This window comes from Pseudomonas sp. LG1D9, from assembly GCF_002949995.1.
GTDB classification, from domain to species: domain Bacteria; phylum Pseudomonadota; class Gammaproteobacteria; order Pseudomonadales; family Pseudomonadaceae; genus Aquipseudomonas; species Aquipseudomonas proteolytica.
The window spans coordinates 6,003,867-6,028,164 of the sequence record NZ_CP026881.1 but is presented as its reverse complement, the minus strand read 5'-3'; the positions used below and the strand labels follow the sequence as shown (position 1 = coordinate 6,028,164).

The following is a 24,298-nucleotide window of genomic DNA, read 5'->3' as shown; positions in this document are numbered from 1 at the left end:
CTCTACGCCCAAGGAATGCGCCATGCATCAGGATTCACCGAGCCTGTCTCACAGCAGCCTGTACCTGCAACGCCTGGGGTATGACACACCGCCAGCGCCTACCTTGGAGACCCTGGCCCAGTTGCAATTGCGCCATGTCAGTACCTTCGTTTTCGAAAGCCTTTGCACCTTTTTGCAGGTGCCGGTCCCCATTGATCTGGCCAGCGTCGAACAAAAAGTCCTGCTCAACGGGCGAGGTGGCTACTGCTACGAGCTCAACCAGATGTTCCTGGCGTTGCTGCAAGAACTGGGCTTCGACGCACGGGGTATCACTGGCCGCGTGGTGATGGGCGGGCCACCCGATGCGTTGACCGCCCGCACGCATCGCCTGACCCTGGTGACCCTGGACGGTGAACGCTACATCACCGATGTCGGCTTTGGTGGCATGGTGCCGACCAGCCCCCTGCGCCTGGACGATCAGGCGCCCCAGGCCACCGCCCATGAACCCTATCGACTGACCTCGAATGCCGGCAGCTACACCTTATGGGCCCAGGTTGGCGAGGAATGGCGCGGGCTATACGTGTTCGACCTGCAGCCGCAGTCGCACTTCGACTACGAAATCGGCAACTGGTACGTATCCACTCACCCTGACTCGCCGTTCCTCGGGCAGTTGAAAGTGGCCCTTATCGGACCGGGGCTGCGGCGTACCTTGAACAATGCCCACTACGCCGTGCATCACCTGGGCCGGGACAGTGAGAAACGTCGGATCACCGATGTCGACGAACTGTTGGCCGTGCTGCAAGAGGCGTTCGGTTTGCGCCTGCCCGAACACCCACAGCTACGCCCGAAACTCGCGCAGTTATTGGCCGATACGTGATGGGCCCGCTCAAAGAGGCTTGATCCAGAGCCTTCGCTGAAGCGTTTTACCTCCAAATCAAGGCAAATTAATTCGAACCTTTCGCGCCGCAGGGGGTTCGAACCGGTTCCTGAATAATTTGCCCACCCTAAAATGGAGATGTAAGACGATGTCCAAACTATTCGGAAAAATCCTCAAGAATTCTTCGATCCTGGCCTTGGTTGCTGCACCGGCCGTGGTCTTCGCTGCACCGTCCACCGACCCGATTTCCACCTTCGGTATCCTGGGCAGCTACAACGACTTCAAGCTTGAAGGCGGCAGCGAAAGCGAAAAGGACCATATGCCCGAAGCCGGCGTGTTCTATAACTTCGGCAACAAGCTGACCGCCGAATCCGGCTTTATCTACCAGGCCGGTGTAGACGCCAAGTTCGGCAAGAAAAGCGACAACAAGCTCAAGGAAGGCCAGGCTGACCTCGACCTGGGTTGGCGCGCCGCGCTGGATGCACGCAACTTTGTCGATGTGCTGGTCGGTGGTGGTTATAGCTGGACTCGCTATGAACCAGACTCCGACGACTACGACATGAAACTCACCAGCAAGTCGCCGTTTGCCAAGGCTGCGGTGGGGTACAACCATCAGTTCGACAGCATGACCATGCGCGTCGAAGTCGGCGCCCGCCACACCCTCGACGGCCGCGCCAAGCTCAAGGTCGACGGCATTGGCAGCGATACCGTGGACCTCAAGGACCGCACCAACCCTTACGCCGAAGTCAGCCTGCTGATGAACCAGAACGGCGACCTGCCGGTGATGGCTGGCCTGTACTACACCCGCACCGAGTACAAGCTCGATGCGGATTCGGAAGTGGCCGATAACACCAAGCTCAAGCGCGATGAGTACGGCTTCAAGGTCGGCCTGGCTTTCTAAGCCGGCTGTTACGGGCGCCGGCTTCGCCGGTCGCCCAACCCTGTCCGCCCAAGCCCCCTTTATGTCCGCCAATACCCTCAACACCGCGCCGCCACTGACTTAGTGTGAACCCAGCTGTTCATACCTAAAAAGAGAGGGTGGCTATGTGGTCTACGACCTCCTGTCGCATCGGTTTGCTGCTGGCCTTGCTTGGCCTGCTGTCAGCCTGTGACGACAAACCGCAACAGACTACGGCGCGCAACGCCGTACCCACCGATCCGACCCTGGCCCAGCTTTACGACAGCAGTTGCAAACTCTGCCACGCCAACCCGGCATCCGGCGCGCCACTGACCGGCGATAGCCAGGCCTGGAGCCCGCGTGTCGCCCAGGGCGCGGATACGCTGTTGGACCATACCCTCAACGGCTACAACGGCATGCCGCCGATGGGCCTGTGCATGCAGTGCTCCGAGGAGCAGTTCCTGGGGCTGATCGGTTTCATGGCCGGTGTTCATATCCAATAACAACAATGGGGTAGGTGATGGTGCTTTCACGCAGGCAACTGTTGCAGCGCTCGGCGGTGGCCGGTGCATTTCTGGCGATGAGCAGTAACCCGGCGCTGGCGCAATTGGCCCGGGCACCGCGCTTGATCCCCTGGCGTAACTGGTCGGGGGCACAAAGCTGCCTGCCCCTTGAGCGGCTGGCACCCAAGGACCTGGGGGAGTTGGTAAAGGCCATTCGCCAGGCGCCGGGCAAGATCCGTCCAGTGGGCTCGGGTCACTCGTTCAGTGCCTTGGTGCCGACTGATGGCACATTACTCTCGCTGAGCTTTTTCAACGGCTTGCTCGACCACGACGCCAGCACCCTGCAAGCCACCTTCGCTGCTGGCACACCCATGTCACGCATGGGGCCAGCGCTCAAGGCGGTCGGCCAGGCGTTGCCGAACATGGCAGACATCGACTACCAGACGCTGGCGGGGGCCATTAGCACCTCGACCCATGGCACTGGCGTCGGGTTTTCCTCGTATTCCGCCGGTGTCACCGGCCTGCAACTGGTGACGGCCCAGGGCGAAGTGCTGGACTGCGACGCCAACCGTGAGCGCGAGGTGTTCAGTGCCGCGAGGGTGTCACTGGGCGCGCTGGGCGTAGCCACCCGCGTGCGCCTGCAAAACCGCACGCCTTACCGCCTGCGGGAGCGCCAATGGATCGCCCGCACCGAAGAACTGCTGGAGGATGTGGCGAAAAACACCCGGGAAAACCAGCATTGGGAGATGCTGGTGGTAACACATTCGGACTACGCCTTGTCCATCGCTCTCAACGAGACCACCGACGCTCCGACCCCACCGATCGATCCGGCAGAGGCGGGCGGCAATGAGTTTGTGTCGATCATCGAAAACCTCGACAAATACGCCAGCGACTTTCCCCAGGCACGCCGCACGTTGCTCAACAGCCTGCGTTATTTCGCCAGTTTCCAGGACCGGGTGGCCGAGTCATTCGAAATCTACGCCAACGTACGCAACGTGCGTTTCAACGAGATGGAGTATTCGGTGCCCGCCGAGCATGGCCCGGCCTGCCTGCGGGAAATCCTCAAGCTGATCCGCGACAAGGACCTGCGCACCTGGTTTCCCATCGAGTACCGCTACGTCAAGGCCGATGATATTCCCCTGAGCATGTTTGAAGGCCGCGACAGCTGTTCGATCTCGGTGCACCAGCACTACACCATGGACCACCACAACTTCTTCGCGGCCGTCGAGCCGATCTTCTGGAAATACGCCGGGCGGCCGCACTGGGGCAAATTGCACACCCTCAATGCCCGCACCTTGCAGGCCCTGTACCCGCGCTGGAATGAGTTCGCGCGAGTGCGCCAGGCCCTCGACCCCGGCGGCAAATTCCTTAATGCACACCTGTCATCCATCCTGGGAGTTGCCTGATGAATCGCAGACACTTCATGGCCGGTACCCTGGGCGCCGGCGCCTTGCTGGTGGCGGGCGCGGCGCTGCTGCGTCCGGCTGACCGAGGGTCGCCGTACAGCGAGTATTTTCGCCAGTTGAACCAGCAGCTCAAGGCCCATGGGCCCATGCGTCCGGTGCTGCTGATAGACCTGGATCGCCTGGATCACAACATCGACATCGTCATGCAATCGGTACAGCGTGGTGGCAAGCACCTGCGGCTGGTGGAGAAATCCCTGCCAGCACCGGGGCTCTTGGCCTACATCGCCAAGCGCGCGGGTACCCGTCGCTTGATGTCGTTTCACCAACCCTTTCTCAACCACGACGCCCAAGTGTTTCCCGACGCCGATATCCTGCTGGGCAAGCCGTTGCCGGTACGTTCGGCCGAGCTGTTCTATCAACACCACCAAGGGGCATTCGATCCCGCCCGGCAATTGCAGTGGTTGCTGGACACGCCACAGCGCCTTCAACAATACCTGGCGCTGGCCCAGGGCCTGGGCACGCGGCTGCGGATCAATATCGAACTGGATGTGGGCCTGCATCGCGGCGGTATCAGCGACAACGCGGTGCTGGGGCAAATGCTGGGATTGATCCGCGCGCATCCGCAGCACCTGGAGTTTGCCGGCTTCATGGGCTACGACCCATTTGTCGGCATGGGCGTGCCGGGCATTCTCGGATCGCCCCAGGCGCTGTTCGAAAAGGTCATGCAACGTTACAACGGTTTTGTCGACTTCAGCCGCCAGCAGTTTGCGACGCTGTGGCGTGATGACCTGACACTCAATACCGCTGGCAGCCCCAGCTACCGGATGCATGAGCAGGAACAGTTGAGCAGCGAAGTCTCGGTAGGCACGGCGCTGCTCAAGCCTACGCATTACGATCTGCCTTCCTTGAGTGAGCATGTCCCGGCGGCCTACATCGCCACGCCCGTCCTCAAAAGTACCGGTGCGGTCAACATCCCGGCGCTGGACGACAAGTCCCGGTTGCTGTCGTGGTGGGATCGCAACCAACGCGCCACGTTTTTTATCTATGGCGGCAACTGGATGGCCGATTTCGAGTCGCCTGCGGGGCTGCAAAGCAATGGCTTGTATGGCCGTAGCTCCAACCAGGAGATGGTCAACGGTTCGCCTGGGGTTGGCTTGAACATCGACGACCAGGTGTTCCTGCGCCCGGCCCAGACCGAGTCGGTACTCTTGCAGTTTGGCGATCTGCTGGCGGTGCGCGGCGGCAAAATAGTCGACAGCTGGCCGGTTTACACCGGATGAAATACCGCGTCCCTATGTAGGCACCGACGGTGGTGAAGGCCTTGTTGTGGCTAGGGGGCAAGCCCTAATGCCGTTCAGTTAAGCGGATTCTGCTTTCTGTAGGAGCGAGCTTGCTCGCGAAGGACGTCAACGATAACGCGTGTTGGCTAGGTAAACGCGGCGCTCTCAAGTTCTTCGCGAGCAAGAACTAGGCGCCCCCCTCGCTCCTACAAAAAGGCTTAACTGAACGGCATTAGGACAAGCCCCCTAGCCACGAGTGGTTGCTACAAGGCAAACGGAATTGTCAGCTTGGCCCACAACATATCGCCTTGCGGCCGGTTCTCGACATCAAACTCCTTGGCCCAACGGACCTCCGCGCTGGCGTACTCGAGAAAGGTGAAGTACACCGCCGGCCCAATCGCAAACACCTGGCCACGCACACCGTCGTTGACTTCTTCGCCATAGATATTGGTCACGGTGCGTCCGTACTGCTTATCGTCAGTCGTCTGCTTGAGGTAGTAGCCATTGATGCCCAGGCTCAGGTTGTCGGTCACTTTGTAGCTGGCCGAGTAATCGAAGTGGAAAATCTGCCCCGAGCGGTAGTCCGTAGCGTGGTTTTCCTGGTTGAAACTGTAGGTGGTCTTGATCGACAGCTCAGTGCGCTCGTCAGGTAGCCATGTCACTGACACCAGCGGCTTGTAGGTGTAGAAATTGTTGCTGGTGTTGGCCAGGCGCGAAGCGTCGTATTCACCGGTAGGCACGGTGATTTCTACCGCGGCGCCCAGGGTCAGATTCTTGCCCAGGTCCCACAGGATAATCGGCGCGATAGTGGTGTCGCCTATGCTTTCACGTTGGTCAGACATGCCAAACAGGGCCACTTGTTGCTTGAGGTAGGGCTGGGCGATATAGCCACCCAACCGCCCGCCAAACACCCGCAACGGGCTCAGGTAATCCAGGCGCGGGATAATTGCATCCGAGCGGATCTTCACCTGTGGCACCTTGCCCCCGAGGGAACTGATATCCAGCTTCGTGGCTTCATAGTGGTTGTAGTAAAGGTTGAAGGCGAACATGTGGTCCGGCAGGTGATCCACATCCAGCGGCAGGATGTAAAAGCCATCGGTACCGGGGCCGATATTGTCCACGCCGCCCTCGGTGGCCAGGGTCGGCAGGCTGAGAAGGGCCAGGGCAAGGGGCAGGGGGGCAAGCGCGCGGGTCGGGTTCATGTCTGGGCTCATTATTATTGTTGGATGAATGCACCGTCGGCCCTCATCGGAGCCTTGCCCATAGAAATAAGCCCTCGACGCCCCGGAGGGCAGGGTATTGGCGGCCACATAGGGGGGCTTTGCCGGACAGCGTTCATTCAGAGTGCGGCAAGCCTTGCAAGCACCTATGATTGTCAGGATGTTTCTAAAACAATAACCGGGCATAGAGTCGGGAATCGCAGATCCATGCACAGCAAAACCGTTGATCCACACTACGAACTGGCGCTGGTCTCGCCTTTTCTCCTGCAAACCCTGGGGCAGGTTGCGGCGCAGAAGGGCGCCAATGCCGAGCATCTGTGCCGTGGCCTGGGGTTTACCCTGGCAGACCTGGATGACCCGGCGCTGCGCATTTCCTACCGCCAGGCGGTGGCGATGATCCAGCGTGCACTCAAAGTCCTGCCAGACCAGGGGCTTGGCCTGTGTGTCGGCAATCAGAATGTGCTGGGCACCCTGGGCCTGCTCGGGCATGTCATCTCACTGTGCAAGACCCTGCGCGATGCCTTTGCCGTGGGCGAGCGGCACCAACACACCTCCGGCGGCATCGCCACCTCGCGTATCCACGAAGGCGTCCAGCAGGTCATGGTCGATGTCGAGTGCCTGCTGCCCTTTGCCGAGGTCCAGGTATTTGCCGCCGAGGAGTTTTTTGCCAGCCTCATGATCTACGGGCGGACCTTGGTGGGCAGTGAGTTCAAGCCACTGCGCATGGAGTTCATGCACGCGCCACCGGCGTATGCCGCCGAGTACCAGCGTTTGTTCGGTGACGATGTGCGCTTTGGCTGCCTGCACAACCGCATGGTCCTGGAGGCCCAGTGGCTCGACGTGCCGCTGCCGAATCACCACGCCTTGGCATTGCGCCAGGCCCTTGGCCTGCTGGAGCTGGAAAGTGCCCAACTACACCGGAAAATGGACCTCATCCAGGCGGTGGAACGCGCTATTTCCCGCGACTTGCAGGGCAGCCAACTGGAGAAGGTCGCCAGTGACCTGAACATGAGCGGCCGCACCCTGCGCCGGCGTCTGACCGAGCATGGGCTGACCTTCGAAGCCTTGCTGGAACAGGTGCGTCGCGCCCGGTGCATGGGGCTGCTGGGCAACCCGAGCCTGTCCATCGAACGCATTACCCAAGAGGTGGGCTACAGTGATGTGCGCAGCTTTCGCCGGGCGTTCAAGCGCTGGACGGGGCTTAGTCCCAGCGCATTCCGCAGCGTGGGATGAGGGCCACGCCGGGCCGCGCAATTGCATTGAACCCTATTGCCCGGCCAGTGCCACATTAGGGGAACGCACACTTATCTGGAGGTTGGCATGCGCACCATCGATCTGGCGGGTACCCCAGTCCCGGTCATCGGCCAAGGCACCTGGCGTATGGGTGAAGACCCTGGACGGCGTACAGCGCAAGTGACTGCGCTGCAATTGGGCATTGACGAAGGCATGACCCTGATCGACACCGCCGAGATGTACGGCGAAGGCGGTGCTGAAGAAGTGGTCGGGCAGGCGATCCAAGGGCGTCGGGAGCAGGTATTCCTGGTCAGCAAGGTCTACCCGCATAACGCCAGCAAAGCGGGAGTTCCCCGGGCCTGTGAGGCCAGCCTCAAACGGCTGGGCACCGATCATATCGATCTGTATCTCCTGCACTGGCGCGGGCAACACCCACTTGCCGAAACGGTTGAAGCCTTTGAACGACTGCGGGAGGCCGGCAAGATCGGGCGCTGGGGCGTTTCCAACTTCGACGTATCAGACCTCCAGGAGCTGGCATCACCCGCCTGCGCCACCAATCAGGTGCTCTACAACATCGAACAGCGCGGCATTGAATTCGACCTGTTGCCCTGGTGGCAACAGCATCACCTGCCGTTGATGGCTTACTGCCCAATCGCCCAGGGTGGGGAACTGTTGGCCAGCCCCACCCTCAAGCAGATCGCCCGTCGACATCAAGTCACACCGGCCCAGGTTGCCCTGGCGTGGGTCTTGCGGCAGACCGGTGTCATCGCCATCCCCAAGGCCGTCACCCCCGAACATGTGCGCCTCAATGCCGCCGCGGCCAGGCTGGTTCTCGACGAACATGACCTTGACGCTATCGACCGAGTATTCGGTGCGCCGATACGCAAGCATCCGCTGGCAATGGTCTGAAGCCCTACTGAGGCGGGCGCGCGTTCCGCGCTACCGCCTCACCTGTGGCCGGGTTCAACCCGCTACCGGGCTGCGCCAGTCGTCAGAGCCGGACGTGCCCGAGACCTCATGGGTCCAGACAATTTTGCGGTAGGTAAAGTGCACATCTTCAAGGTGGGTGAAGTGTGCATTTCCCGGGTCCTGGCAGTTGGGCATCCGCGACTGGATATCGACGATGATCGCGTCCTCCAGCTCGATGGTGAAGTAATGCTCCTGGGTGCCGGCGGAGGAGGTGCGATACCACTCCAGGCGGCACTTGACCATTTCCCCCGACGTCAGTGCGCTGAACAGCAACGGTGAAGATTTATCGAATACCTTGCTGATCATCAGCGGCTTGTGTACACGCTGGCCGGTGGGTTGGCCCGACTGCGGATCACGGGGAATGATGACCTGATGCTGGAAGGCCTCGACCAGGATCTGGTCCTCGTGGCCTTCCTGATAGATATTGCCTACCGAATCCTGGGTGAACGTGCCTGCCGTGATCAAACCTTGCTTGGTACCGGTGATCGAGAGGTATGCGGGTGTTGGCATAATTGGTTTCCTTGCCTGATAGATAAGTTGGCGCCACAGGGCGCTACTACTCGCTAACAAGAAGTGTGCCGGATAATAGTTGGCCTAATAAAATAAGGGCGTTTCTTGGAGGAGGGGGCGTGACGGTGCATGGGCGGTATGATTTCTGGTTTATAAGTTGGTTTTCTTTGCGCAATAGTGCGCAGATATTTGCACTGTTGGGCACGTCACGATATTGAAAGGTGAATGTTTGCTTTCAAGGTGAGTTGATTGAAAAGAGTGCGCAGTTTTTTGCGCATCCCTGCAAGCTGTATGAGGCTCGCTAAGGCTGGAAACCTCTTGGTGTGGCAGGAGCATCGATTACGTGCGCTTACAAAGTTGCGAGATTTTATTATCTTTGTAGGATTCTACTTAACTACGCTTTAGTGGCTTGTCCAATAAAATCTGGCTGCTATTGTTTGCACTTGTCCCAGCGTGAAAATGGAATTCAGCAAGTATGTCTTCGGCGCTTAATAGCTGTTTGCCATACTTTAATTCAGCATTGATCAGCACAGTGCAGCCCATCATGATTTACTCAGACAAACTTTCTGCGCATTACTTGGAAGTTGCCCGCTCACCGATCTCCATTGCCTGTTTTGCAGGGCCGGACGTCCGTTATTCGCCAGCGTACGAAGCGCTGGAAAGCGAGTTGGACAAGGCCCGGTTGATCCATGGTAACAACCAGCCCGACTGGCAGCAGGTCATGGACAAAAGCGAGGCGTTGTTGCGTCACGAGTCCAAGGATCTGCGGGTCGTTGCCTGGCTGACGTGGGCCCTGTATCGGTGTGAGTCCTTTCCTGGCCTGTTGGCTGGGCTTGGCATGTTGCGCTACCTCTGTGAACACCACTGGACGACGGTACACCCCATCAAGCAGCGGACTCGCATCGCGGCCTTTGGCTGGTTGATGCAGCGCATCGAGCCGGTACTGGCGCAGAGCGTTGCCCTCAGAGAGCAACGCTCCCTGTTCCAGTGCATGGCTGGGCATTTGGCGTGTCTTGACGAGCTATGGGTTGGGCACCTGGGGGACGACGCTCCGTTGCTGCTGGCAGCCCGCAGGCATCTCGCGGACAAGCTGCAACGAGCCCAGGAGAGCGCTGCGCCACAGTCCGGGGTAAGCGCGGTGGTTGCCCAGGTCAAGCAGGCGGCGACTCAACTGCTGGCGCCTGAGCCTGTGGTGAACAACGAAAAAGACGTACACAAGCTCCTGCGCGCACTGCAAGACAACGCTCGCCCCCTATGTGCCTGGTGGCTGCGCCAGAACGCCACTGACCTGCGGGCCTTGCGCCTCAACCGCACACTGGCGTGGCTGGGCATCACCGGTCTTCCCGATAGCAACAGCGATCAGATAACGCCCTTGCGCGGGCTGGTGCCCGACAAGCTCAAGCGCTACCAGGAGCGATTTGCCCAAGGGCATTACGCCGACCTGCTGCTGGAGCTTGAAGCCAGCCTGGCGAGTGCGCCTTTTTGGTTTGACGGTGTGCGCATGGTCTGGGAGTGCCTGCAAGCGCAGCAGGCCGAATTGGCAATGGTCGAGACAGAGATTCAGTTCGCCCTGTTGCTACAACGATTACCCGGGCTCGCCCAGTTGCGCTTCCACGATGGAGCGCCCTTTGCCGATGCCGCCACCCGCGGATGGATCGACACCCAGGTCAGCCGCCACCTGCAAGCACGGGTGCCGGTCCGGAACACTGGCGGCGCCGGTCCGGCGCCATGGGAGGAGGCCTTGCAGGTGGTTGCTCCGCTGCTGCGCAAGGAGGGGCTGAAAGTTGCGGTCCAGGCCTACAAAAGTGCCATGCAGGCGGCGCGGGGTGATCGGGCGCGGTGTTACTGGCGCCTTGGCCTGGCTCGGTTGTGTATCCAAGGTGCCAAGCACGACTTGGCCAGGATCCAGCTTGAGCAGCTCGAGCAGGAGTTACAGCACGCCGGCCTATATCGCTGGGAGCCCGATCTGACCCTTGAGGTATTGCAACTGTTGTACGCCTGTTACGACGTATTGCCCCAGGGCCATGGCCTGCGCGAGCGCAGGGAGGATGTCCATCGCAAGCTGTGCCAGGTCGATCTGGAAGCGGTACTCGAATAGGTTTTCCCGTCATCAAGCAAAGGAGAAACAACATGGCCAAAGAAGGTTCGGTCGCCCCCAAGGAACGTATCAATATCACGTTCAAACCGGCCATAGGCGGTGCCCAGGAAGAAGTAGAGCTGCCTTTGAAGCTGCTGGTCGTGGGTGATTTCACCCAGCGCGAAGACACGCGCAAGGTTGAAGACCGCAAGCCCATCGGTATCGATAAGAACACCCTGGACGAGGTGTTGGCCAAACAAGCCTTGATGCTGACGTTGAGTGTTCCCAATCGGCTGCAGGAAACGGACGAAGCCGACGAGTTGGCGATCCAGGTGCGCATCAACGCCATGAAGGATTTCAATCCGGCTCAACTGGTGGAGCAAGTTCCGCAATTACACAAGCTGATGGCGCTGCGTGAGGCGCTGGTGGCGCTCAAAGGCCCCCTGGGCAATACACCGAGTTTTCGCAAGGCCATAGAAAGTGCGCTGGCCGATGACCAGGCCCGCGCGCGGGTGCTGGCCGAACTGGGGCTGAACAGCCCTGCCGCATGACCCACTCAGTAAAAAGGACACTGATAGCATGACCTCCAGCCCTAACGCCTATGCGGCACCCCTGGATACCGGATACAGCATTCTCGACGACATCATCGCCCAGACCCGCCTGACCGCCGATGATGAAACCTACGACATCGCCAGGCGCGGCGTCGCCGCGTTTATCGAGGAATTGATCAAGCCACAGAACCGCGGGGAACCAGTCAAGAAGCAGCTGGTGGACCGGATGATTGCCGAGATCGACACCAAGCTCAGCCGGCAAATGGACGAAATCCTCCACCACCCCGAATTCCAGGCACTGGAATCGGCCTGGCGGGGCTTGCAGTTGCTGGTGGATCGCACTGACTTTCGCGAAAACATCAAGATCGAGTTGCTGAACGTCTCGCGCCAAGACCTGCTGGATGATTTCGAAGACTCACCGGAGGTCGTTCAGTCGGGGCTCTACAAACACACCTACAGCGCCGAATACGGTCAGTTCGGTGGTCAACCCGTGGGCGCGATCATCGCCAACTACTTCCTTTCACCCAGCGCGCCCGACGTCAAGCTGATGCAGTATGTTTCCAGCGTCGCTTGCATGGCCCATGCGCCATTCATAGCCGCCGCCGGGCCTGGCTTTTTCGGCCTGGAGAGCTTTACCGGCCTGCCAGGCCTGAAGGACCTGCAGGACCACTTCGAAGGGCCACAATTTGCCAAGTGGCAGAGCTTCCGCCAGAGCGAGGATGCCCGTTACGTCGCCTTGACGGTGCCACGTTTTCTCCTGCGAACGCCCTACGACCCGGTGGATTCTCCGGTCAAGACCTTCGCCTATAACGAACATGTCGTCAGCAGCCACGAGCATTATCTCTGGGGCAATACCGCCTATGCCTTCGCCACGCGCTTGACTGACAGCTTTGCCCGTTTCCGCTGGTGCCCCAACATCATCGGCCCGCAAAGCGGGGGCACGGTGGAAGACCTGCCGCTGCATCATTTCCAGAGCATGGGCGAAATCGAAACCAAGATCCCCACCGAAGTGCTGGTTTCCGACCGTCGCGAATATGAATTGGCCCAGGAGGGTTTCATCGCCCTGACGATGCGCAAGGGCAGCGACAACGCCGCATTCTTTTCCGCCAGTTCCGTGCAGAAGCCCAAGCGTTTCGGGATCAGCGCCGAGGGAAAGGCGGCCGAGTTGAACTACAGGCTCGGCACCCAGCTGCCGTACATGATGATCGTCAACCGCCTGGCGCACTATTTGAAAGTGCTGCAGCGCGAGCAGTTGGGTTCGTGGAAGGAACGTACCGACCTGGAGTTGGAACTCAACAAGTGGATTCGCCAGTACGTCGCGGACCAGGAAAACCCCAGCGCCGAGGTTCGGGGGCGACGTCCATTGCGGGCGGCGCGGATTGTTGTCAGTGATGTTGACGGCGAGCCAGGCTGGTATCGCATCAACCTCAGCGTACGCCCGCACTTCAAATACATGGGGGCGGATTTCACCCTGTTCCTGGTTGGCAAGCTCGATAAAGAATGAGCCGGGAACTTGAGATGAGTCAGTACAGCGGTCTCCTTGAGCGCCTTGCCGGTACTGCGCCTGCGTTGGCGGGGCGCACGCCACGCGCCTGCGTTGCGGCATCGGTGGCCACCCACTTGGGTAACATGCTCAGCACCCGGGCAGGCAGTGTGCAGACGCTGCCTGACTACGGTTTGCCGGACCTGAATGATATGCGCCTGAGCCTGCACGAATCCCTGAGCCAGGCACGCTTTCTGATCGAACGCTTCATCGCGGCCTACGAGCCGCGCCTGAGCAATGTCCGGGTCGTCGCATTACCCCAGGGTCGCGATCCGTTGGCGCTGGCCTTTGATATCCAGGGCGCGCTGAATATCGACGGGGTCATGCAGGACGTGGTGTTTAGCGCAAGCCTGGCGGGCAGTGGACGCGTTGAGGTCGCCCCAGGTGTCCTTTAACCGCTATTACCAAAGTGAACTCAATGCCTTGCGGCAATTGGGGCGGCGCTTCTGCGAACGCAACCCGGCGCTTGCCCCATTCCTCGGGGACAGAGGCCGGGACCCGGATGTAGAGCGGTTGCTTGAGGGCTTTGCGTTCCTGACGGGACGCCTGCGACAGAAACTCGATGATCAGTTGCCGGAGCTCAGCCATTCGTTGATGCACCTGTTGTGGCCCAACTACATGCGACCAATACCCGCGTTCAGCATGTTGCAGTTCGCGCCGCTGTTACGCGCAGGGCCCGGCATTACGGTCGAGCGCGATACACCGGTGGAAAGCGTGGCGATCGAGGGTGAGCGTTGCCGTTTCCGTACGTGTTATGCAACGCAGGTGCTGCCACTTGAACTCACAGCGCTGGATTACTCCGCGCAAGGCAAGGGGGCCTTGCTGAGCCTGCGCCTGGAGATGACCGCCGAAGGGTATATGGGCGAACTGGCACTTGAACACCTGCGCTTGCATCTTGCCGGGGAGCGCTATGTCAGCCAGATGCTTTACGTGAGCCTGCTGCGTCACATGCAGGGCATTGAGCTGCTGCTGCTCGATGGTGAGTGCAAACCCCTGCAGGGGCGCGACGGTCAGGTCCTGTCGTTACCATTACCGGCTTCTGGCGTTCGGCCCGCCGGTTTTTCCCAAGACGAGGCGCTGCTGCCCTATCCGCCGAATGCCTTCACCGGGTATCGGCATCTACAGGAGTATTTCGCGTTTCCTGACAAGTACCTGTTTGTCGACGTCAATGGCCTGGATGTGCTGCAAAGCTTGCCGGATGACCTGCTCAAGCAGGCTCGGGGTTTGGAGTTGCGCTTCAAGCTGCGTCAGCGCAATCCCGAGCAGGTGCTCCCCACAGTGGACAACGTGAAGCTGTTTTGCACGCCGGTGGTCAACCTGTTCAAACACGATGGGGTACCGATCCGACTGGATGGCAAGCAGGACGAGTACCTGCTGCAGGGAACTGACTACGCACCAGGCCACTGCGGGGTGTTCTCCGTAGACCAGGTCACGGGATGGCGTCCGGGTGGCCTGGGCTACCAGACCTATGTGCCGTTCGAGTCGTTCGAGCACGATCAGCAGACGGCGAGCTACAGCATTCGCCAGCGGCCCTCGGTGCAACACACCGGCCTGGATACTTACCTGAGCTTTGGCATTCGTCAGTCCCAGGAGCAGGAAACCCTGTCCGTTGAACTGACCTGTACCAACCATGATTTGCCGCGCAAATTGCGGATCGGTGACATCAACCAAGCCTGCGAACAAACACCCGACTTCCTGTCCTTTCGCAATATCACGGTCGCCACCCCTGGCATCGCGCCTCCGCTGGACAGCGGTTTCCTGTGGAAGCTGATCAGCAACATGTCGCTCAATTACCTGTCCCTGAGCGATATCAATGCGCTGAAAGTGGTGCTCGAAACCTATGATTTGCCGCGCTACCACGATCGCCAGGCCGAAAAAGTCAGCATCCGTCGGTTGGGTGGATTGCGCTCCATAAGCCAGCGCCCCATCGACCGGTTGCATCGTGGCTTGCCGATTCGGGGGGTGGCAATCGACCTGATCGTCGATCTCCAGCACTTTCTCGGAGAGGGCGATTTGTTTGTATTTGCTTCAGTCCTCAACGAGTTTTTTGCGCTGTACGCGAGCCTTAACTCGTATCACGAACTGCGTGTCACCAACACACAAGGAGAGGTGTATCTATGGCCATCCCGGATGGGCCAGCAAGCCCTGCTTTAACCGAATTATCCCGGACCATTCGCGAGTATTCGCTGTTCCAGGCGGTCTCGCAGGTCATTGAGCGTATACGCGATGCCCACCCCTCCCTTGACGATGAGGCGCTTTATGAGCACCTGGAGTTCCAGGCCAATCCGGGGCTGGGGTTTCCCGGCAACGACATTGACCGAGTGACATTTTTTGTCGAGCGCGGGCAACTTCGGGCACGCATGCGCCTCAACGTATTGGGGCTGGTGGGGGCAAACTCGCCGCTGCCGGCATTCTATGCCGAACACGCATTGAGCGAGCGCGCGGGCGGTAATCCTGTCGCGGATTTCCTCGACGTGTTTCACCACCGTTTGCATCGGCTGATGCTGCCTCTGTGGCGCAAGTACCGCTACCGGGTGTGCTTTCGAGCGGGTGCCAGCGACTCGTTTTCCGAGCAGATGTTTGCCCTGATGGGCCTGGGCGGCCGGGCCATACGCAGTGCGACACAACTGGATTGGAATCGCTTGCTGCCCTACCTGGGTTTGCTGGGTATGCGCGCCCATTCGGCGGCGCTTATTGAAACGGTGCTGCGTTACTACTTCAAACACTCGCAGTTGATGATCGAGCAATGCGTCAAGCGCAAGGTGGTGATTGGCCCCAGGCAATGCAACCAATTGGCGCAAGCGAACAGTCGCCTGGGGCAGGACCTGGTCCTTGGGCGGCAGGTTGTGGATCGTGCCGGCAAGTTCAGGGTGCATCTGCAGGACCTCGACTGGCAGCGTTTTCATGACTTTTTACCTGGCGGCGCAAGCTACTCGCCGCTGTGCGCGCTGGTTCGTTTCGCCGTCCGCGACCCGCTGGACTTCGACCTGCGCCTGGCCCTGCGCCCCGGCGAGGTGCGGGCGCTGCACATAGGCCAACGCAACGTGTGCCGGCTGGGATGGACCAGCTGGATGGGGCAGGCGCGCGCGGATGGCGTGCTCATCCTGGCCAGTCAACTCGGGAGCGACGGATGAATATGATGAATGTGGATTTGCAGCAATTGATTCGTGTGCTGGCGCCTCAGACTCGCCATGACCTGGAGCACGCCGCCGCACGCTGTGTGGCCCGTGGGGGCGCCGAAGTCCTGGTGGAGGATGTCTTGCTGGCGCTACTGGAGCGCCCACAAGGGCTGCTGGCGCGTGCTCTGCAAGACGCTGGCGTTGAACTGGGCGAACTGCAAGCGACACTGCAGCCCAGGATGGGACAGGGGACTACGCGCAACCCGGTGTTCGCACCGCTGCTGGTGCAATGGCTGCAGCAAGCGCTGGTCGTTGCCCAGTTGGAGTTGGCGCAATCGAATGTCAGTGACGCGGCCTTGATCCTTGCCTTGTTGCGTAACCCACTGCATCACGCAGGCAGCCGCTATCAGGTGTTGTTGGCCCGCCTCGACGCGCAGCGCCTGCTTGAGTTTGCCTTGAGCGACCATGCCGAAGCTTCCCGTACACCCGCTTGTGCCCAGCATGAATCACTGTTGCAGCGTTTCACCCATGACCTGACCCAGCAGGCCCGTGAAGGGCGGGTCGACCCGGTGTTGTGCCGGGACGCAGAGATCGCGCAGTTGATCGATATCCTGGCACGCCGGCGCAAGAATAACCCGATCATTGTGGGGGAGGCCGGTGTCGGCAAGACCGCGCTGGTCGAGGGGCTGGCCAGGCAAATTGCCCAGGGACAGGTGCCTCCGGCGCTCAAGGAAACGCGCCTGCTGAACCTCGATATGGGGCTGTTGCAGGCGGGCGCCAGCATCAAGGGCGAGTTCGAACGGCGGCTCAAGGGCGTTATCGAGGAGGTCAATGCCGCGTTGGTGCCGGTGATCCTGTTCATTGACGAGGCACACACCTTGATCGGTGCCGGTGGCTCGGCGGGCAGCGGCGATGCGGCGAACCTGCTCAAGCCAGCGCTGGCTCGTGGCGAGCTGCGTACCATCGCTGCTACCACCTGGTCGGAGTACAAGAAGTACTTCGAAAAGGATCCGGCACTGGCCCGACGCTTTCAGCCGGTGCATGTACATGAGCCGAGTGTCGATGAGGCAGTGACGATCCTGCGCGGTCTCACTTCGGTGTATGAAGCCAGCCACGGCGTGTACGTGCGCGATGACGCCGTGGTTGCCGCCGCGCAGTTATCGGCACGCTACCTGGCTGTGCGCCAGTTGCCCGACAAAGCCGTGGATGTGCTCGATACCGCCTGCGCCCGCGTGCGCATCAGCCTCGTCACAGCCCCACCGGCGTTGCAGGCCGTGGCCACCCAATTGGCGCAAAGTACTGGCGAGTACCGGGCGCTTTGCCGCGACAGGGATGCCGGGTTGCCCATTGATCCAGGTGCGCTGCAGGTCCTGGCTGCGCGCCTGGACGCCGCCGGTTGCGAACATGAGCAGCTCACGCAGGCCTGGACGCGTCAGCGCGAGATGGCCGAGCGGGTGCTGGCCCTGCGCATGCAGTTGAATCAAGCCAGGCAGGCAGGCCAGGCCGTCGAGGTGCTTGAGCAGCAACTGTGCGAAGCCCACGGCAGCTTGCTGGCCGAGCAATCGCGACAGCGCCTGGTGAGTTTCGAAGTGTGCCCGCGGCTGGTGGCGCAAGTGATCAGTGCCTGGACTGGGATTCCACTCAGCCAAGTGGCTTGCGAACACAGCGTCAAGGTGCTCGACTTCGCTACCGATCTGCGTACGCGCATTCTCGGCCAGGAACAGGCGGTACAGATGCTGGACCGTTCGATGCGTGCGGTTGCGGCGGGCATCAACCGTGCCGATGCACCCGTGGGCGTGTTTCTGCTGGTCGGCCCCAGTGGGGTTGGCAAGACGCAGACGGCACTGGCCTTGGCCGACCTGTTGTATGGCGGCGAACGGTTCCTGACCACCATCAACATGTCCGAGTACCAAGAGAAGCATTCGCTGTCGCGCCTGATTGGCGCTCCGCCCGGGTATGTCGGTTATGGCGAGGGCGGTGTGCTGACCGAAGCCGTCAGGCAAAAGCCCTATTCGGTGGTGCTGCTCGATGAGGTCGAGAAAGCACACCTGGGTGTCATGAACCTGTTCTACCAGATCTTTGACAAAGGGCGGGCCAATGATGGCGAGGGGCGCGAGATCGACTTTCGCAACACGCTGATTCTGATGACCTCCAACCTTGGCAGCGACTGCACCATCGACCTGTGCGGCGCTACGCAGCGCCCCAGCGCACAAGTATTACAGGACGCCCTTGCGCCGCTGCTCAATCAGCATTTCAGGCCGGCACTGCTGGCCCGCATGCGTGTCGTGCCGTACTACCCACTGAGCGGTGCGGTGCTACGGGAGTTGGTACAAAGCAAGTTGCAGTGCCTGGGCCAACGTCTGCTGCAGCGGCACCTCGCATTCAGCTATTGCCCGCGATTGGTCGATTACCTGGCAGAGCGCTGTACCCACAACGGCAGTGGCGCGCGGTATGTCGATCAATGGATCGATAGCCATCTATTGCCCCTGATAGTCGATCGCCTGCTTGAAGCGATGGCCAGGGATGAGCATGTGCAGCGCGCCCACGCCATGCTGGACGGCGACGATCACATCACCTGTGAGTTTGCGTGATGAGGGATACCCCATTGTTACAGGCACCGGACGTTGCCGAACAACTGGTGCAGTGGCTCATGCGTCTGGGCCTCGATAGCGATAGGGCAAGTATGCCTGGCAACCTTGCCCATGCCGCCGCGCAGTTGAGCCAGTGCTCGCTCAGCCAGGTGTACCTGTCAGATGAGGCGGGTCACGGCTTGTTCCTGGCGGCCGAACATAGGCCGCAAGCAGGGCCGTGGGAAATCGGTGCAGGCGCAGAAGTGGATCAGCAGGGCCAGCAATTGCTGCGGTTCGCCCTGGAACATAAGCGTCCCCTGAGCCTCTGCGGCCTGCAAGACAGCATGTATGACACCGCTTTCATTCCATCAGGCCTGGTCCCATGGCAGTCGCTGTTGTGCGTCCCACTCATCCATCACCACCTACCGGTGAGGGGCATGCTGCTATGCGTCACGGAGCGCGCCCTGGACCTGCAGCCGTATGCCACGCCACTGGGGCAGTTGGGGGTTTTTGCGTTGCGCCAGCGGGCGCTGCTACAGGAGCCCGGTCGGCCAGCGGCGGCCCATCAGGCGCTCGGTAGCGTAGTGCGTCCCGCAGGCCTTGGCCTGATTGGCAACAGCGCAGCGATGGATGATACCTGTCGCTTGATCGGCAAGGTGCTGGACAGCACCTACACCGTGCTCCTGCGCGGTGAGACCGGTACGGGCAAGGAGGTGGTCGCCAGGGCGATCCATGCCATGGGCCCGCGCCGATCCAAGGCGTTTGTCGTACAAAACTGCGCGGCATTCCCGGAGGGGTTGCTCGAAAGCGAACTGTTTGGCTATCGCAAAGGTGCCTTTACGGGTGCTGACCGTGACCGTCCTGGGCTGTTCGATGCTGCCGACGGCGGTACGTTGCTGCTCGATGAAATCGGCGATATGCCCCTGTCACTGCAAGCCAAATTGCTGCGGGTATTACAGGAGGGGGAAATCCGCCCGCTGGGTGCCAGCACCGCCCATAAAGTGGATGTGCGCATCGTTGCCGCCACCCACCGTGACCTTCGTGCGATGGTGGCCCAGGGCAGTTTTCGTGAGGATCTCTACTATCGTCTCGCCCAGTTCCCGATCGAGCTGCCGGCGTTGCGCCAACGTGAAGGCGATATACGAGAGTTGGCCCGGCACTTCGCAGGTAAAGCCTGCGCCACCCAGGGGCGATCGCCGGTGTCCTGGTCAAACCAGGCGCTGGACCAGCTTTCCTGCCACAGCTTCCCCGGCAACGTGCGTGAACTTAAATGCCTGGTGGAACGTGCCGTGTTGATGTGCGACGAGGGGGTAATCCTGCCGCAACATCTCATGCTGCCACTGGCGTCACCCGCACAGGCCACCGACGCAACGCTGCGCCAACGCCTTGAGCGCGTCGAACGGGGCTTGCTGATTGATTGCCTGCACAAGAATCGCGGCAATCGTACCCGTACCGCCCGCGAGCTGGGGGTTGCCCGGCGCACCCTGTTGTACCGCCTGGCGCGGCTGAATATCCCCTTTGGTGACGTCAAGGAAGGGTGCTGAATGTTCCGCTCAATCGAATTCAATTCAATGGGAGAGCCTTGATGGTTGTTTCTCGAGGGCAGGTATTGCTGCTTGGTCTGCTGGTGTTGGCGCTAAGTGGGTGCACGGCAAATTACGTGTTTGACGACGATGACTACCGGCCGCTGGGTGATCCACGGTCCCACCAGCGTGGGCAGTAAGCCAGGAGACCTTCTATGCAGTTGGTATTTGAATTATGTAGCCATGGGCCTGGCATGCCCGGCGGCACCCGCAATAAAGTCTTCGATGGCGCCGGAGGAGTGATTGGCCGTGGTGCCGATTGCGATTGGGTCATTGCCGACCACAGTCGCCAGTTGTCCAGCCATCATGCCTTGGTCAGCTTTCGCGACGGTCAGTATTTTCTGACTGACATCAGCAGCAATGGCATTTGCCTGGGGGGCAGCGCCGTGCGTTTGCGCAAAGGCCAGGCTCGGCCTATCACCCCTGGCACTGTATTTCGCATGGGCCCGTTTGAAATTCGCGCGCAGCTGGTGGAGCGCTCGGGTGGTACGAGCCCTGGCGATAACCTGATTCCGGATGACGCGTTCCTGCAGCTGGATTCCGTGCGTGCCATGAATGACCCGGCCCCGCCCAGTGTGGCGCCGAACTGGACGGATACCAGCACTGTGGAGCGTCACCATGTGATTGTGCCGACCCTGGTCGAGCCTGCTGCGACGTGCGCGCCAGCCGCTGGGTATGTTCCGGCAGTCGATACGCATGAGCGGTTCTGGCGGGATTTTTCCGAGGCGCTGGGTGTGTGCCTGGAGCCTCTCGACGAGCCTGGGCGACAAGCATTGGCAGTCAAGGCAGCTGGCTTGCTCAGGCAGGCAATCGAAGGGCTGCAACAGAACCTGCACACCCATCAAGAGCTGACAAGTGAATTGAACACCGCACTCGGTCGTGCGCCAACCAGCGCCGAGCGTCCGTCGATGTGTGGCACCCCAGCACTGGAGGCCATGTTGGTGGCCGATCGCCAAGGGCAGTTGCCCGCCGAACAGATGATTACCCAGGCCTATCGTGATTTGCAGGTTCACCAGGTCGCGGTGCTCGCTGGCTGTCGCGCGGCGATGCGCGGCGCTCTGGCCGCGTTTGCGCCAGGGCAACTGCTGGCCTGTTTCCAAAAGCAGGGCAACACGCCGTGGATCCCCAGCAGTGGCGCCTATTGGCGGGCTTATCTGGTTCATTACCAACGCCTGGTCGAGGAAGACGGTTGGACTGAGCGCTTACTCAGCGAGGACTTTGCCAACGCCTACACGGAACAGGTACGCCTGGTTTCCACCCTTCATAGCACCTGTTCTGGATGATCTGCATGTCACGCTCCACCTCTGTTCTGCTACTCGCTGTGCTGGGGCTGTTGCCCGGCTGCAGCAATCTGTCTCCCTATTCGACGCTGACCAAGCTCGATCTGACGCTGGCCGCCAGTGATCTGGTCAACCCGGATCTGCATGGCCGGCCGTCACCGATCGTGGTGCGCCTGCTGGAACTCAGAAACCCCGTGGCCTTCGAGAACGCGGACTTTTTCAGCCTGTATGGCCGTGTCGAAAATACCTTGCCCAAGGACCTGGTCAGCAGCGAAGAGTGGGAACTGCGCCCCGGTGAACAGGTGACGCTCAAGCTCAGTGCAACGCCGGGCAGTCGCTATATCGGGGTGTTGGCCGCCTACCGTGATTTGCCCCAGGTGCGATGGCGTCATGTCGTGTCGTTGGACGTCGAGTCACGGACCCGTGTCGATCTGGTACTCGACGAAACGGGTGTGCACGCGACGGATGTGCCGCCCGCCAAGGCAGGTGGCTGACATGCTGATTGATAAAGTGATCTGGCAGGAAGGCATGTTGCTGCGCCCTCAACACCTGCAGCACAACGACCGCTATTACCATCAGCAACTGGCGCGCCGCAGCCAATTGTCCCCGGGCTATGCCTGGGGGTTCTTGAGATTGGAAATCGACCCGCAATACCTCGATATGGGCAAGGTGGTTGTCAATCAGGCCAGTGGGGTATTGCCTGACGGGACGTTGTTTGAGATGGCCACGCCGCTGGTGATGGAAATTCCAGCCAACAGCGCCAGCCAGGCGCTGTACCTGGCCCTGCCCATGCTCGCCGGCCATGCGGTCGAGGTTCGTCACCCGGCGCAGACTGACGTATTGGCCCGTTATAGCAGCTACGAAGTGGAGGTAGGAGACGCCAATGCCGGGGAAGACACGCGCTGCGCCATCACCTGCGCACGCGCGGATTTTCGCTTGGTGCTGGGCGATGATCACGACGTCCAGACCTACGTCAGACTCAAAGTCGCACAAGTCCTGGATTGCGACGCCCAAGGCCTTGTGCAGCTCGATAGCGCATTCTCCCCGACGTTCATGCACCTGCATGATTCGCCATTTTTGCTGTCGTGCCTCAAGGAGGTGGTCAGCCTGTTGGCGTTTCGCGCTGATGCGATTGCCGAGCGCTTGCAGGACGCGGGCCAGGCGGCGGGGGCCGAAATGGGGGACTTCTTGATGTTGCAGTTGATCAACCGAATGGAGTTGACCCTGCGACACTGCCTGGACCAGGCCCGTGTGGGCCCCGATGTGCTGTATCAAACCCTGCTTGGGCTGCTGGGGGAGCTTTCGACATTTTCCAGCACGACAAAACGCGCCTGTTTTGAAGGGCGTTACCGACATAGTGATCAGGGGCCGAGCTTTCGTGAATTGATGGCCGCGATTCGTTCGGTCCTGTCGATGGTGCTGGAGCAACATGCCATTGAACTGGTGCTGCAGTCGCGCCAATACGGCGTGCTGGTGTGCCCGGTCAATGGCCTGAACCTGCTGGGTTCGGCGACCTTCATTCTGGCGGTCAGCGCGCACTGCGATTCTGAGGTGTTGCGCCAGCGGCTGCCGGCGCACCTGAAAGTCGGGCCTGTGGAGCGGATACGCGAGTTGGTCAACCTGCACCTGGCGGGGATTCAGGTCAAGCCGATGCCTGTGGCACCACGGCAGATCCCGTTCCATGCCGAGAAAACCTATTTCATGCTCGAACTCAGCGCCCGTGACCTGGAGCAGTTGGAGCATTCAGGTGGGTTCGCCTTCCATGTGAGTGGTGAGTTTGTCGATCTTGAATTGAAATTCTGGGCTATCAGGAACTGAACCCATGACCACAGAAAACGCATACCCGCAGGACGACAGAACGATCCTGCTGGACCGTCAGGGTGTCGGTCCGGCGCAGGGCGCCATGACGGATTTCGAGGCGCCACCGCGCTTTGAGCAGCTTGAGGACCGAATGATTTATGCCGCTCATTTGCACGCCGCCCAGCACTTCAGGCTTGGCCTCAACCCTCTGGTGACGTTGGCCTGGAACCTGTTGTCGGAGGTGGTTCGACTCAAGGGCAGCCCGGCCCGTGAAGGCCTGCGCGCACTCAATGAACGTTTGTCTGCGGGTATTACGCACTTTGAAAACCAGGCCCGGCACGAGGCAATTCTCGACAGCCAGATCATGGCGGCGCGTTATGTGTTGTGCAGCGTAATAGACGAGGCAGTGGTCACCACGGCATGGGGTAGCCAGAGCGACTGGTCACAAACAAGCCTGTTGAGCCGTTTCCACAACGAAACCTTTGGTGGCGAAAAATTCTTCGAACTGCTTGAGCGACTGTCCAGGGACCCGATCAAGCACCTGGCGATGCTGGAGCTGATGTACCTGTGCCTGGCGCTGGGCTTTGAGGGCAAGTACCGGGTCTTGGAACGTGGGCTGCTGCAATTGGACGGCATTCGTGACGCCTTGTACCGACAGATCATCCATGTGCGCGGGGACACGCCCCAGGCCACCGGCGCCGGGCCGTCGTCCAGCGCTGCTCCCCGGCAGGCGATACGTATTGTTTCTGCAACCTGGGTTTGGCTCGCCGTCGCGATGGGCCTGGCCATCCTGTATTCGGGGTTCGCCTGGGTACTTGGAGAACAGCGCGAGAGCGTGCTGCAGCCCTATCTGCCGAGTACCACCGACATTACCCGGACACTGCTGTAACGCAGGAGCAA

At 60.5% G+C, this 24,298-nt stretch carries 22 protein-coding genes; 20 read left to right on the top strand and 2 right to left on the bottom strand.

All coding sequences use genetic code 11. From position 1 onward, the window contains the following. The first annotated feature begins 22 nt into the window (after positions 1-22). The 5 genes from C5F71_RS27595 to C5F71_RS27575 all read left to right on the top strand — a co-directional run bounded on the left by C5F71_RS27595 (position 23) and on the right by C5F71_RS27575 (position 4,943). Positions 23-856: an arylamine N-acetyltransferase gene (locus tag C5F71_RS27595; protein ID WP_104912496.1), complete on the top strand. Its 834-nt coding sequence runs from the start codon at positions 23-25 to the stop codon at positions 854-856. 148 nt (positions 857-1,004) lie between these two features. After that, positions 1,005-1,757 carry an outer membrane beta-barrel protein gene (locus tag C5F71_RS27590; RefSeq protein ID WP_104912495.1) on the top strand — a complete coding sequence of 251 codons (753 nt, stop codon included), beginning with the start codon at positions 1,005-1,007 and terminating at the stop codon, positions 1,755-1,757. Positions 1,758-1,900: 143 nt separating this feature from the next. Further along, entirely contained in the window at positions 1,901-2,257 is a 357-nt protein-coding gene (locus C5F71_RS27585) for a cytochrome c5 family protein (protein ID WP_070994213.1), read from the top strand. 77 nt (positions 2,258-2,334) lie between these two features. Continuing rightward, positions 2,335-3,663 carry a D-arabinono-1,4-lactone oxidase gene (locus tag C5F71_RS27580; RefSeq protein ID WP_169870718.1) on the top strand — a complete coding sequence of 443 codons (1,329 nt, stop codon included), beginning with the start codon at positions 2,335-2,337 and terminating at the stop codon, positions 3,661-3,663. A gap of 68 nt (positions 3,664-3,731) precedes the next feature. Beyond that, entirely contained in the window at positions 3,732-4,943 is a 1,212-nt protein-coding gene (locus C5F71_RS27575) for a DSD1 family PLP-dependent enzyme (protein ID WP_169904604.1), read from the top strand. 263 nt (positions 4,944-5,206) lie between these two features. Here C5F71_RS27575 and C5F71_RS27570 read toward each other — a convergent pair whose 3' ends face one another. Further along, positions 5,207-6,145, bottom strand: a complete 939-nt coding sequence (locus C5F71_RS27570; protein ID WP_104912493.1) for a transporter — start codon at positions 6,143-6,145, stop codon at positions 5,207-5,209. 225 nt (positions 6,146-6,370) lie between these two features. Between C5F71_RS27570 and C5F71_RS27565 the strand changes: the two genes are divergently transcribed. Both C5F71_RS27565 and C5F71_RS27560 read left to right on the top strand, forming a co-directional pair. Beyond that, positions 6,371-7,396, top strand: coding sequence for an AraC family transcriptional regulator (locus C5F71_RS27565; protein ID WP_104912492.1), 1,026 nt, complete (start codon positions 6,371-6,373; stop codon positions 7,394-7,396). Positions 7,397-7,483: 87 nt separating this feature from the next. Continuing rightward, positions 7,484-8,305: an aldo/keto reductase gene (locus C5F71_RS27560; protein ID WP_104912491.1), complete on the top strand. Its 822-nt coding sequence runs from the start codon at positions 7,484-7,486 to the stop codon at positions 8,303-8,305. Positions 8,306-8,359: 54 nt separating this feature from the next. On the opposite strand, the gene C5F71_RS27555 is transcribed toward C5F71_RS27560, so the two are convergent. Beyond that, the gene (locus tag C5F71_RS27555; RefSeq protein ID WP_029291189.1) at positions 8,360-8,875 is read right to left on the bottom strand and encodes an Hcp family type VI secretion system effector; all 516 of its coding nucleotides are present in this window, start codon (positions 8,873-8,875) and stop codon (positions 8,360-8,362) included. 544 nt (positions 8,876-9,419) lie between these two features. Here C5F71_RS27555 and tssA point away from each other — a divergent pair. Genes tssA through icmH form a run of 13 tightly spaced genes read left to right on the top strand, consistent with a single transcriptional unit; the run spans position 9,420 to position 24,287 of the window. Beyond that, the gene (gene tssA / locus C5F71_RS27550) at positions 9,420-10,973 is read left to right on the top strand and encodes a type VI secretion system protein TssA (protein ID WP_104912682.1); all 1,554 of its coding nucleotides are present in this window, start codon (positions 9,420-9,422) and stop codon (positions 10,971-10,973) included. 32 nt (positions 10,974-11,005) lie between these two features. Further along, complete coding sequence (gene tssB, locus C5F71_RS27545; RefSeq protein WP_092237127.1) at positions 11,006-11,503, top strand: type VI secretion system contractile sheath small subunit; 498 nt, start codon at positions 11,006-11,008, stop codon at positions 11,501-11,503. Between the two features lie 28 nt (positions 11,504-11,531). Further along, positions 11,532-13,007: a type VI secretion system contractile sheath large subunit gene (gene tssC / locus C5F71_RS27540; protein ID WP_104912490.1), complete on the top strand. Its 1,476-nt coding sequence runs from the start codon at positions 11,532-11,534 to the stop codon at positions 13,005-13,007. A 14-nt stretch (positions 13,008-13,021) separates the two neighbouring features. Beyond that, complete coding sequence (tssE, locus tag C5F71_RS27535) at positions 13,022-13,441, top strand: type VI secretion system baseplate subunit TssE (RefSeq protein ID WP_104912489.1); 420 nt, start codon at positions 13,022-13,024, stop codon at positions 13,439-13,441. After that, positions 13,431-15,200, top strand: a complete 1,770-nt coding sequence (gene tssF, locus C5F71_RS27530; protein ID WP_104912488.1) for a type VI secretion system baseplate subunit TssF — start codon at positions 13,431-13,433, stop codon at positions 15,198-15,200. Before tssE ends, tssF begins: the two co-directional genes overlap by 11 nt. Then, complete coding sequence (gene tssG / locus C5F71_RS27525) at positions 15,164-16,180, top strand: type VI secretion system baseplate subunit TssG (RefSeq protein WP_104912487.1); 1,017 nt, start codon at positions 15,164-15,166, stop codon at positions 16,178-16,180. Before tssF ends, tssG begins: the two co-directional genes overlap by 37 nt. 2 nt (positions 16,181-16,182) lie before the next feature. Continuing rightward, a complete protein-coding gene (tssH, locus tag C5F71_RS27520) occupies positions 16,183-18,756 on the top strand; it encodes a type VI secretion system ATPase TssH (RefSeq protein ID WP_104912681.1) in 2,574 nt (857 codons plus the stop codon). After that, a complete protein-coding gene (locus C5F71_RS27515) occupies positions 18,756-20,279 on the top strand; it encodes a sigma 54-interacting transcriptional regulator (RefSeq protein WP_104912486.1) in 1,524 nt (507 codons plus the stop codon). Before tssH ends, C5F71_RS27515 begins: the two co-directional genes overlap by 1 nt. 41 nt (positions 20,280-20,320) lie before the next feature. Next, the gene (locus tag C5F71_RS29475; protein ID WP_071609993.1) at positions 20,321-20,458 is read left to right on the top strand and encodes a type VI secretion protein TagU; all 138 of its coding nucleotides are present in this window, start codon (positions 20,321-20,323) and stop codon (positions 20,456-20,458) included. A 15-nt stretch (positions 20,459-20,473) separates the two neighbouring features. Then, the gene (gene tagH / locus C5F71_RS27505) at positions 20,474-21,601 is read left to right on the top strand and encodes a type VI secretion system-associated FHA domain protein TagH (RefSeq protein WP_104912485.1); all 1,128 of its coding nucleotides are present in this window, start codon (positions 20,474-20,476) and stop codon (positions 21,599-21,601) included. A 5-nt stretch (positions 21,602-21,606) separates the two neighbouring features. Further along, on the top strand, positions 21,607-22,092 hold the full coding sequence (tssJ, locus tag C5F71_RS27500) for a type VI secretion system lipoprotein TssJ (protein ID WP_104912484.1): 486 nt from the start codon (positions 21,607-21,609) through the stop codon (positions 22,090-22,092). 1 nt (position 22,093) lies between these two features. Next, complete coding sequence (gene tssK, locus C5F71_RS27495) at positions 22,094-23,416, top strand: type VI secretion system baseplate subunit TssK (RefSeq protein WP_104912483.1); 1,323 nt, start codon at positions 22,094-22,096, stop codon at positions 23,414-23,416. A gap of 4 nt (positions 23,417-23,420) precedes the next feature. Beyond that, a complete protein-coding gene (icmH, locus tag C5F71_RS27490; protein ID WP_104912482.1) occupies positions 23,421-24,287 on the top strand; it encodes a type IVB secretion system protein IcmH/DotU in 867 nt (288 codons plus the stop codon). The last annotated feature ends 11 nt before the right edge of the window (positions 24,288-24,298 follow it).

What these genes read in the sequence shown, in the direction of transcription:
- C5F71_RS27590 (WP_104912495.1), top strand. Translation starts at nt 1,005, where the DNA reads ATGTCCAAACTATTCGGAAAAATCCTCAAGAATTCTTCGATCCTGGCC.
- tssG (WP_104912487.1), top strand. Translation starts at nt 15,164, where the DNA reads ATGGCCATCCCGGATGGGCCAGCAAGCCCTGCTTTAACCGAATTATCC.
- tssK (WP_104912483.1), top strand. Translation starts at nt 22,094, where the DNA reads ATGCTGATTGATAAAGTGATCTGGCAGGAAGGCATGTTGCTGCGCCCT.
- tssC (WP_104912490.1), top strand. Translation starts at nt 11,532, where the DNA reads ATGACCTCCAGCCCTAACGCCTATGCGGCACCCCTGGATACCGGATAC.
- tssB (WP_092237127.1), top strand. Translation starts at nt 11,006, where the DNA reads ATGGCCAAAGAAGGTTCGGTCGCCCCCAAGGAACGTATCAATATCACG.
- C5F71_RS27570 (WP_104912493.1), bottom strand. Translation starts at nt 6,145, where the DNA reads ATGAACCCGACCCGCGCGCTTGCCCCCCTGCCCCTTGCCCTGGCCCTT.
- tssE (WP_104912489.1), top strand. Translation starts at nt 13,022, where the DNA reads ATGAGTCAGTACAGCGGTCTCCTTGAGCGCCTTGCCGGTACTGCGCCT.
- C5F71_RS27515 (WP_104912486.1), top strand. Translation starts at nt 18,756, where the DNA reads ATGAGGGATACCCCATTGTTACAGGCACCGGACGTTGCCGAACAACTG.
- C5F71_RS27565 (WP_104912492.1), top strand. Translation starts at nt 6,371, where the DNA reads ATGCACAGCAAAACCGTTGATCCACACTACGAACTGGCGCTGGTCTCG.
- tssJ (WP_104912484.1), top strand. Translation starts at nt 21,607, where the DNA reads ATGTCACGCTCCACCTCTGTTCTGCTACTCGCTGTGCTGGGGCTGTTG.
- icmH (WP_104912482.1), top strand. Translation starts at nt 23,421, where the DNA reads ATGACCACAGAAAACGCATACCCGCAGGACGACAGAACGATCCTGCTG.
- C5F71_RS27560 (WP_104912491.1), top strand. Translation starts at nt 7,484, where the DNA reads ATGCGCACCATCGATCTGGCGGGTACCCCAGTCCCGGTCATCGGCCAA.
- C5F71_RS29475 (WP_071609993.1), top strand. Translation starts at nt 20,321, where the DNA reads ATGGTTGTTTCTCGAGGGCAGGTATTGCTGCTTGGTCTGCTGGTGTTG.
- C5F71_RS27580 (WP_169870718.1), top strand. Translation starts at nt 2,335, where the DNA reads ATGAGCAGTAACCCGGCGCTGGCGCAATTGGCCCGGGCACCGCGCTTG.
- C5F71_RS27585 (WP_070994213.1), top strand. Translation starts at nt 1,901, where the DNA reads ATGTGGTCTACGACCTCCTGTCGCATCGGTTTGCTGCTGGCCTTGCTT.
- tagH (WP_104912485.1), top strand. Translation starts at nt 20,474, where the DNA reads ATGCAGTTGGTATTTGAATTATGTAGCCATGGGCCTGGCATGCCCGGC.
- tssH (WP_104912681.1), top strand. Translation starts at nt 16,183, where the DNA reads ATGATGAATGTGGATTTGCAGCAATTGATTCGTGTGCTGGCGCCTCAG.
- C5F71_RS27595 (WP_104912496.1), top strand. Translation starts at nt 23, where the DNA reads ATGCATCAGGATTCACCGAGCCTGTCTCACAGCAGCCTGTACCTGCAA.
- C5F71_RS27555 (WP_029291189.1), bottom strand. Translation starts at nt 8,875, where the DNA reads ATGCCAACACCCGCATACCTCTCGATCACCGGTACCAAGCAAGGTTTG.
- tssA (WP_104912682.1), top strand. Translation starts at nt 9,420, where the DNA reads ATGATTTACTCAGACAAACTTTCTGCGCATTACTTGGAAGTTGCCCGC.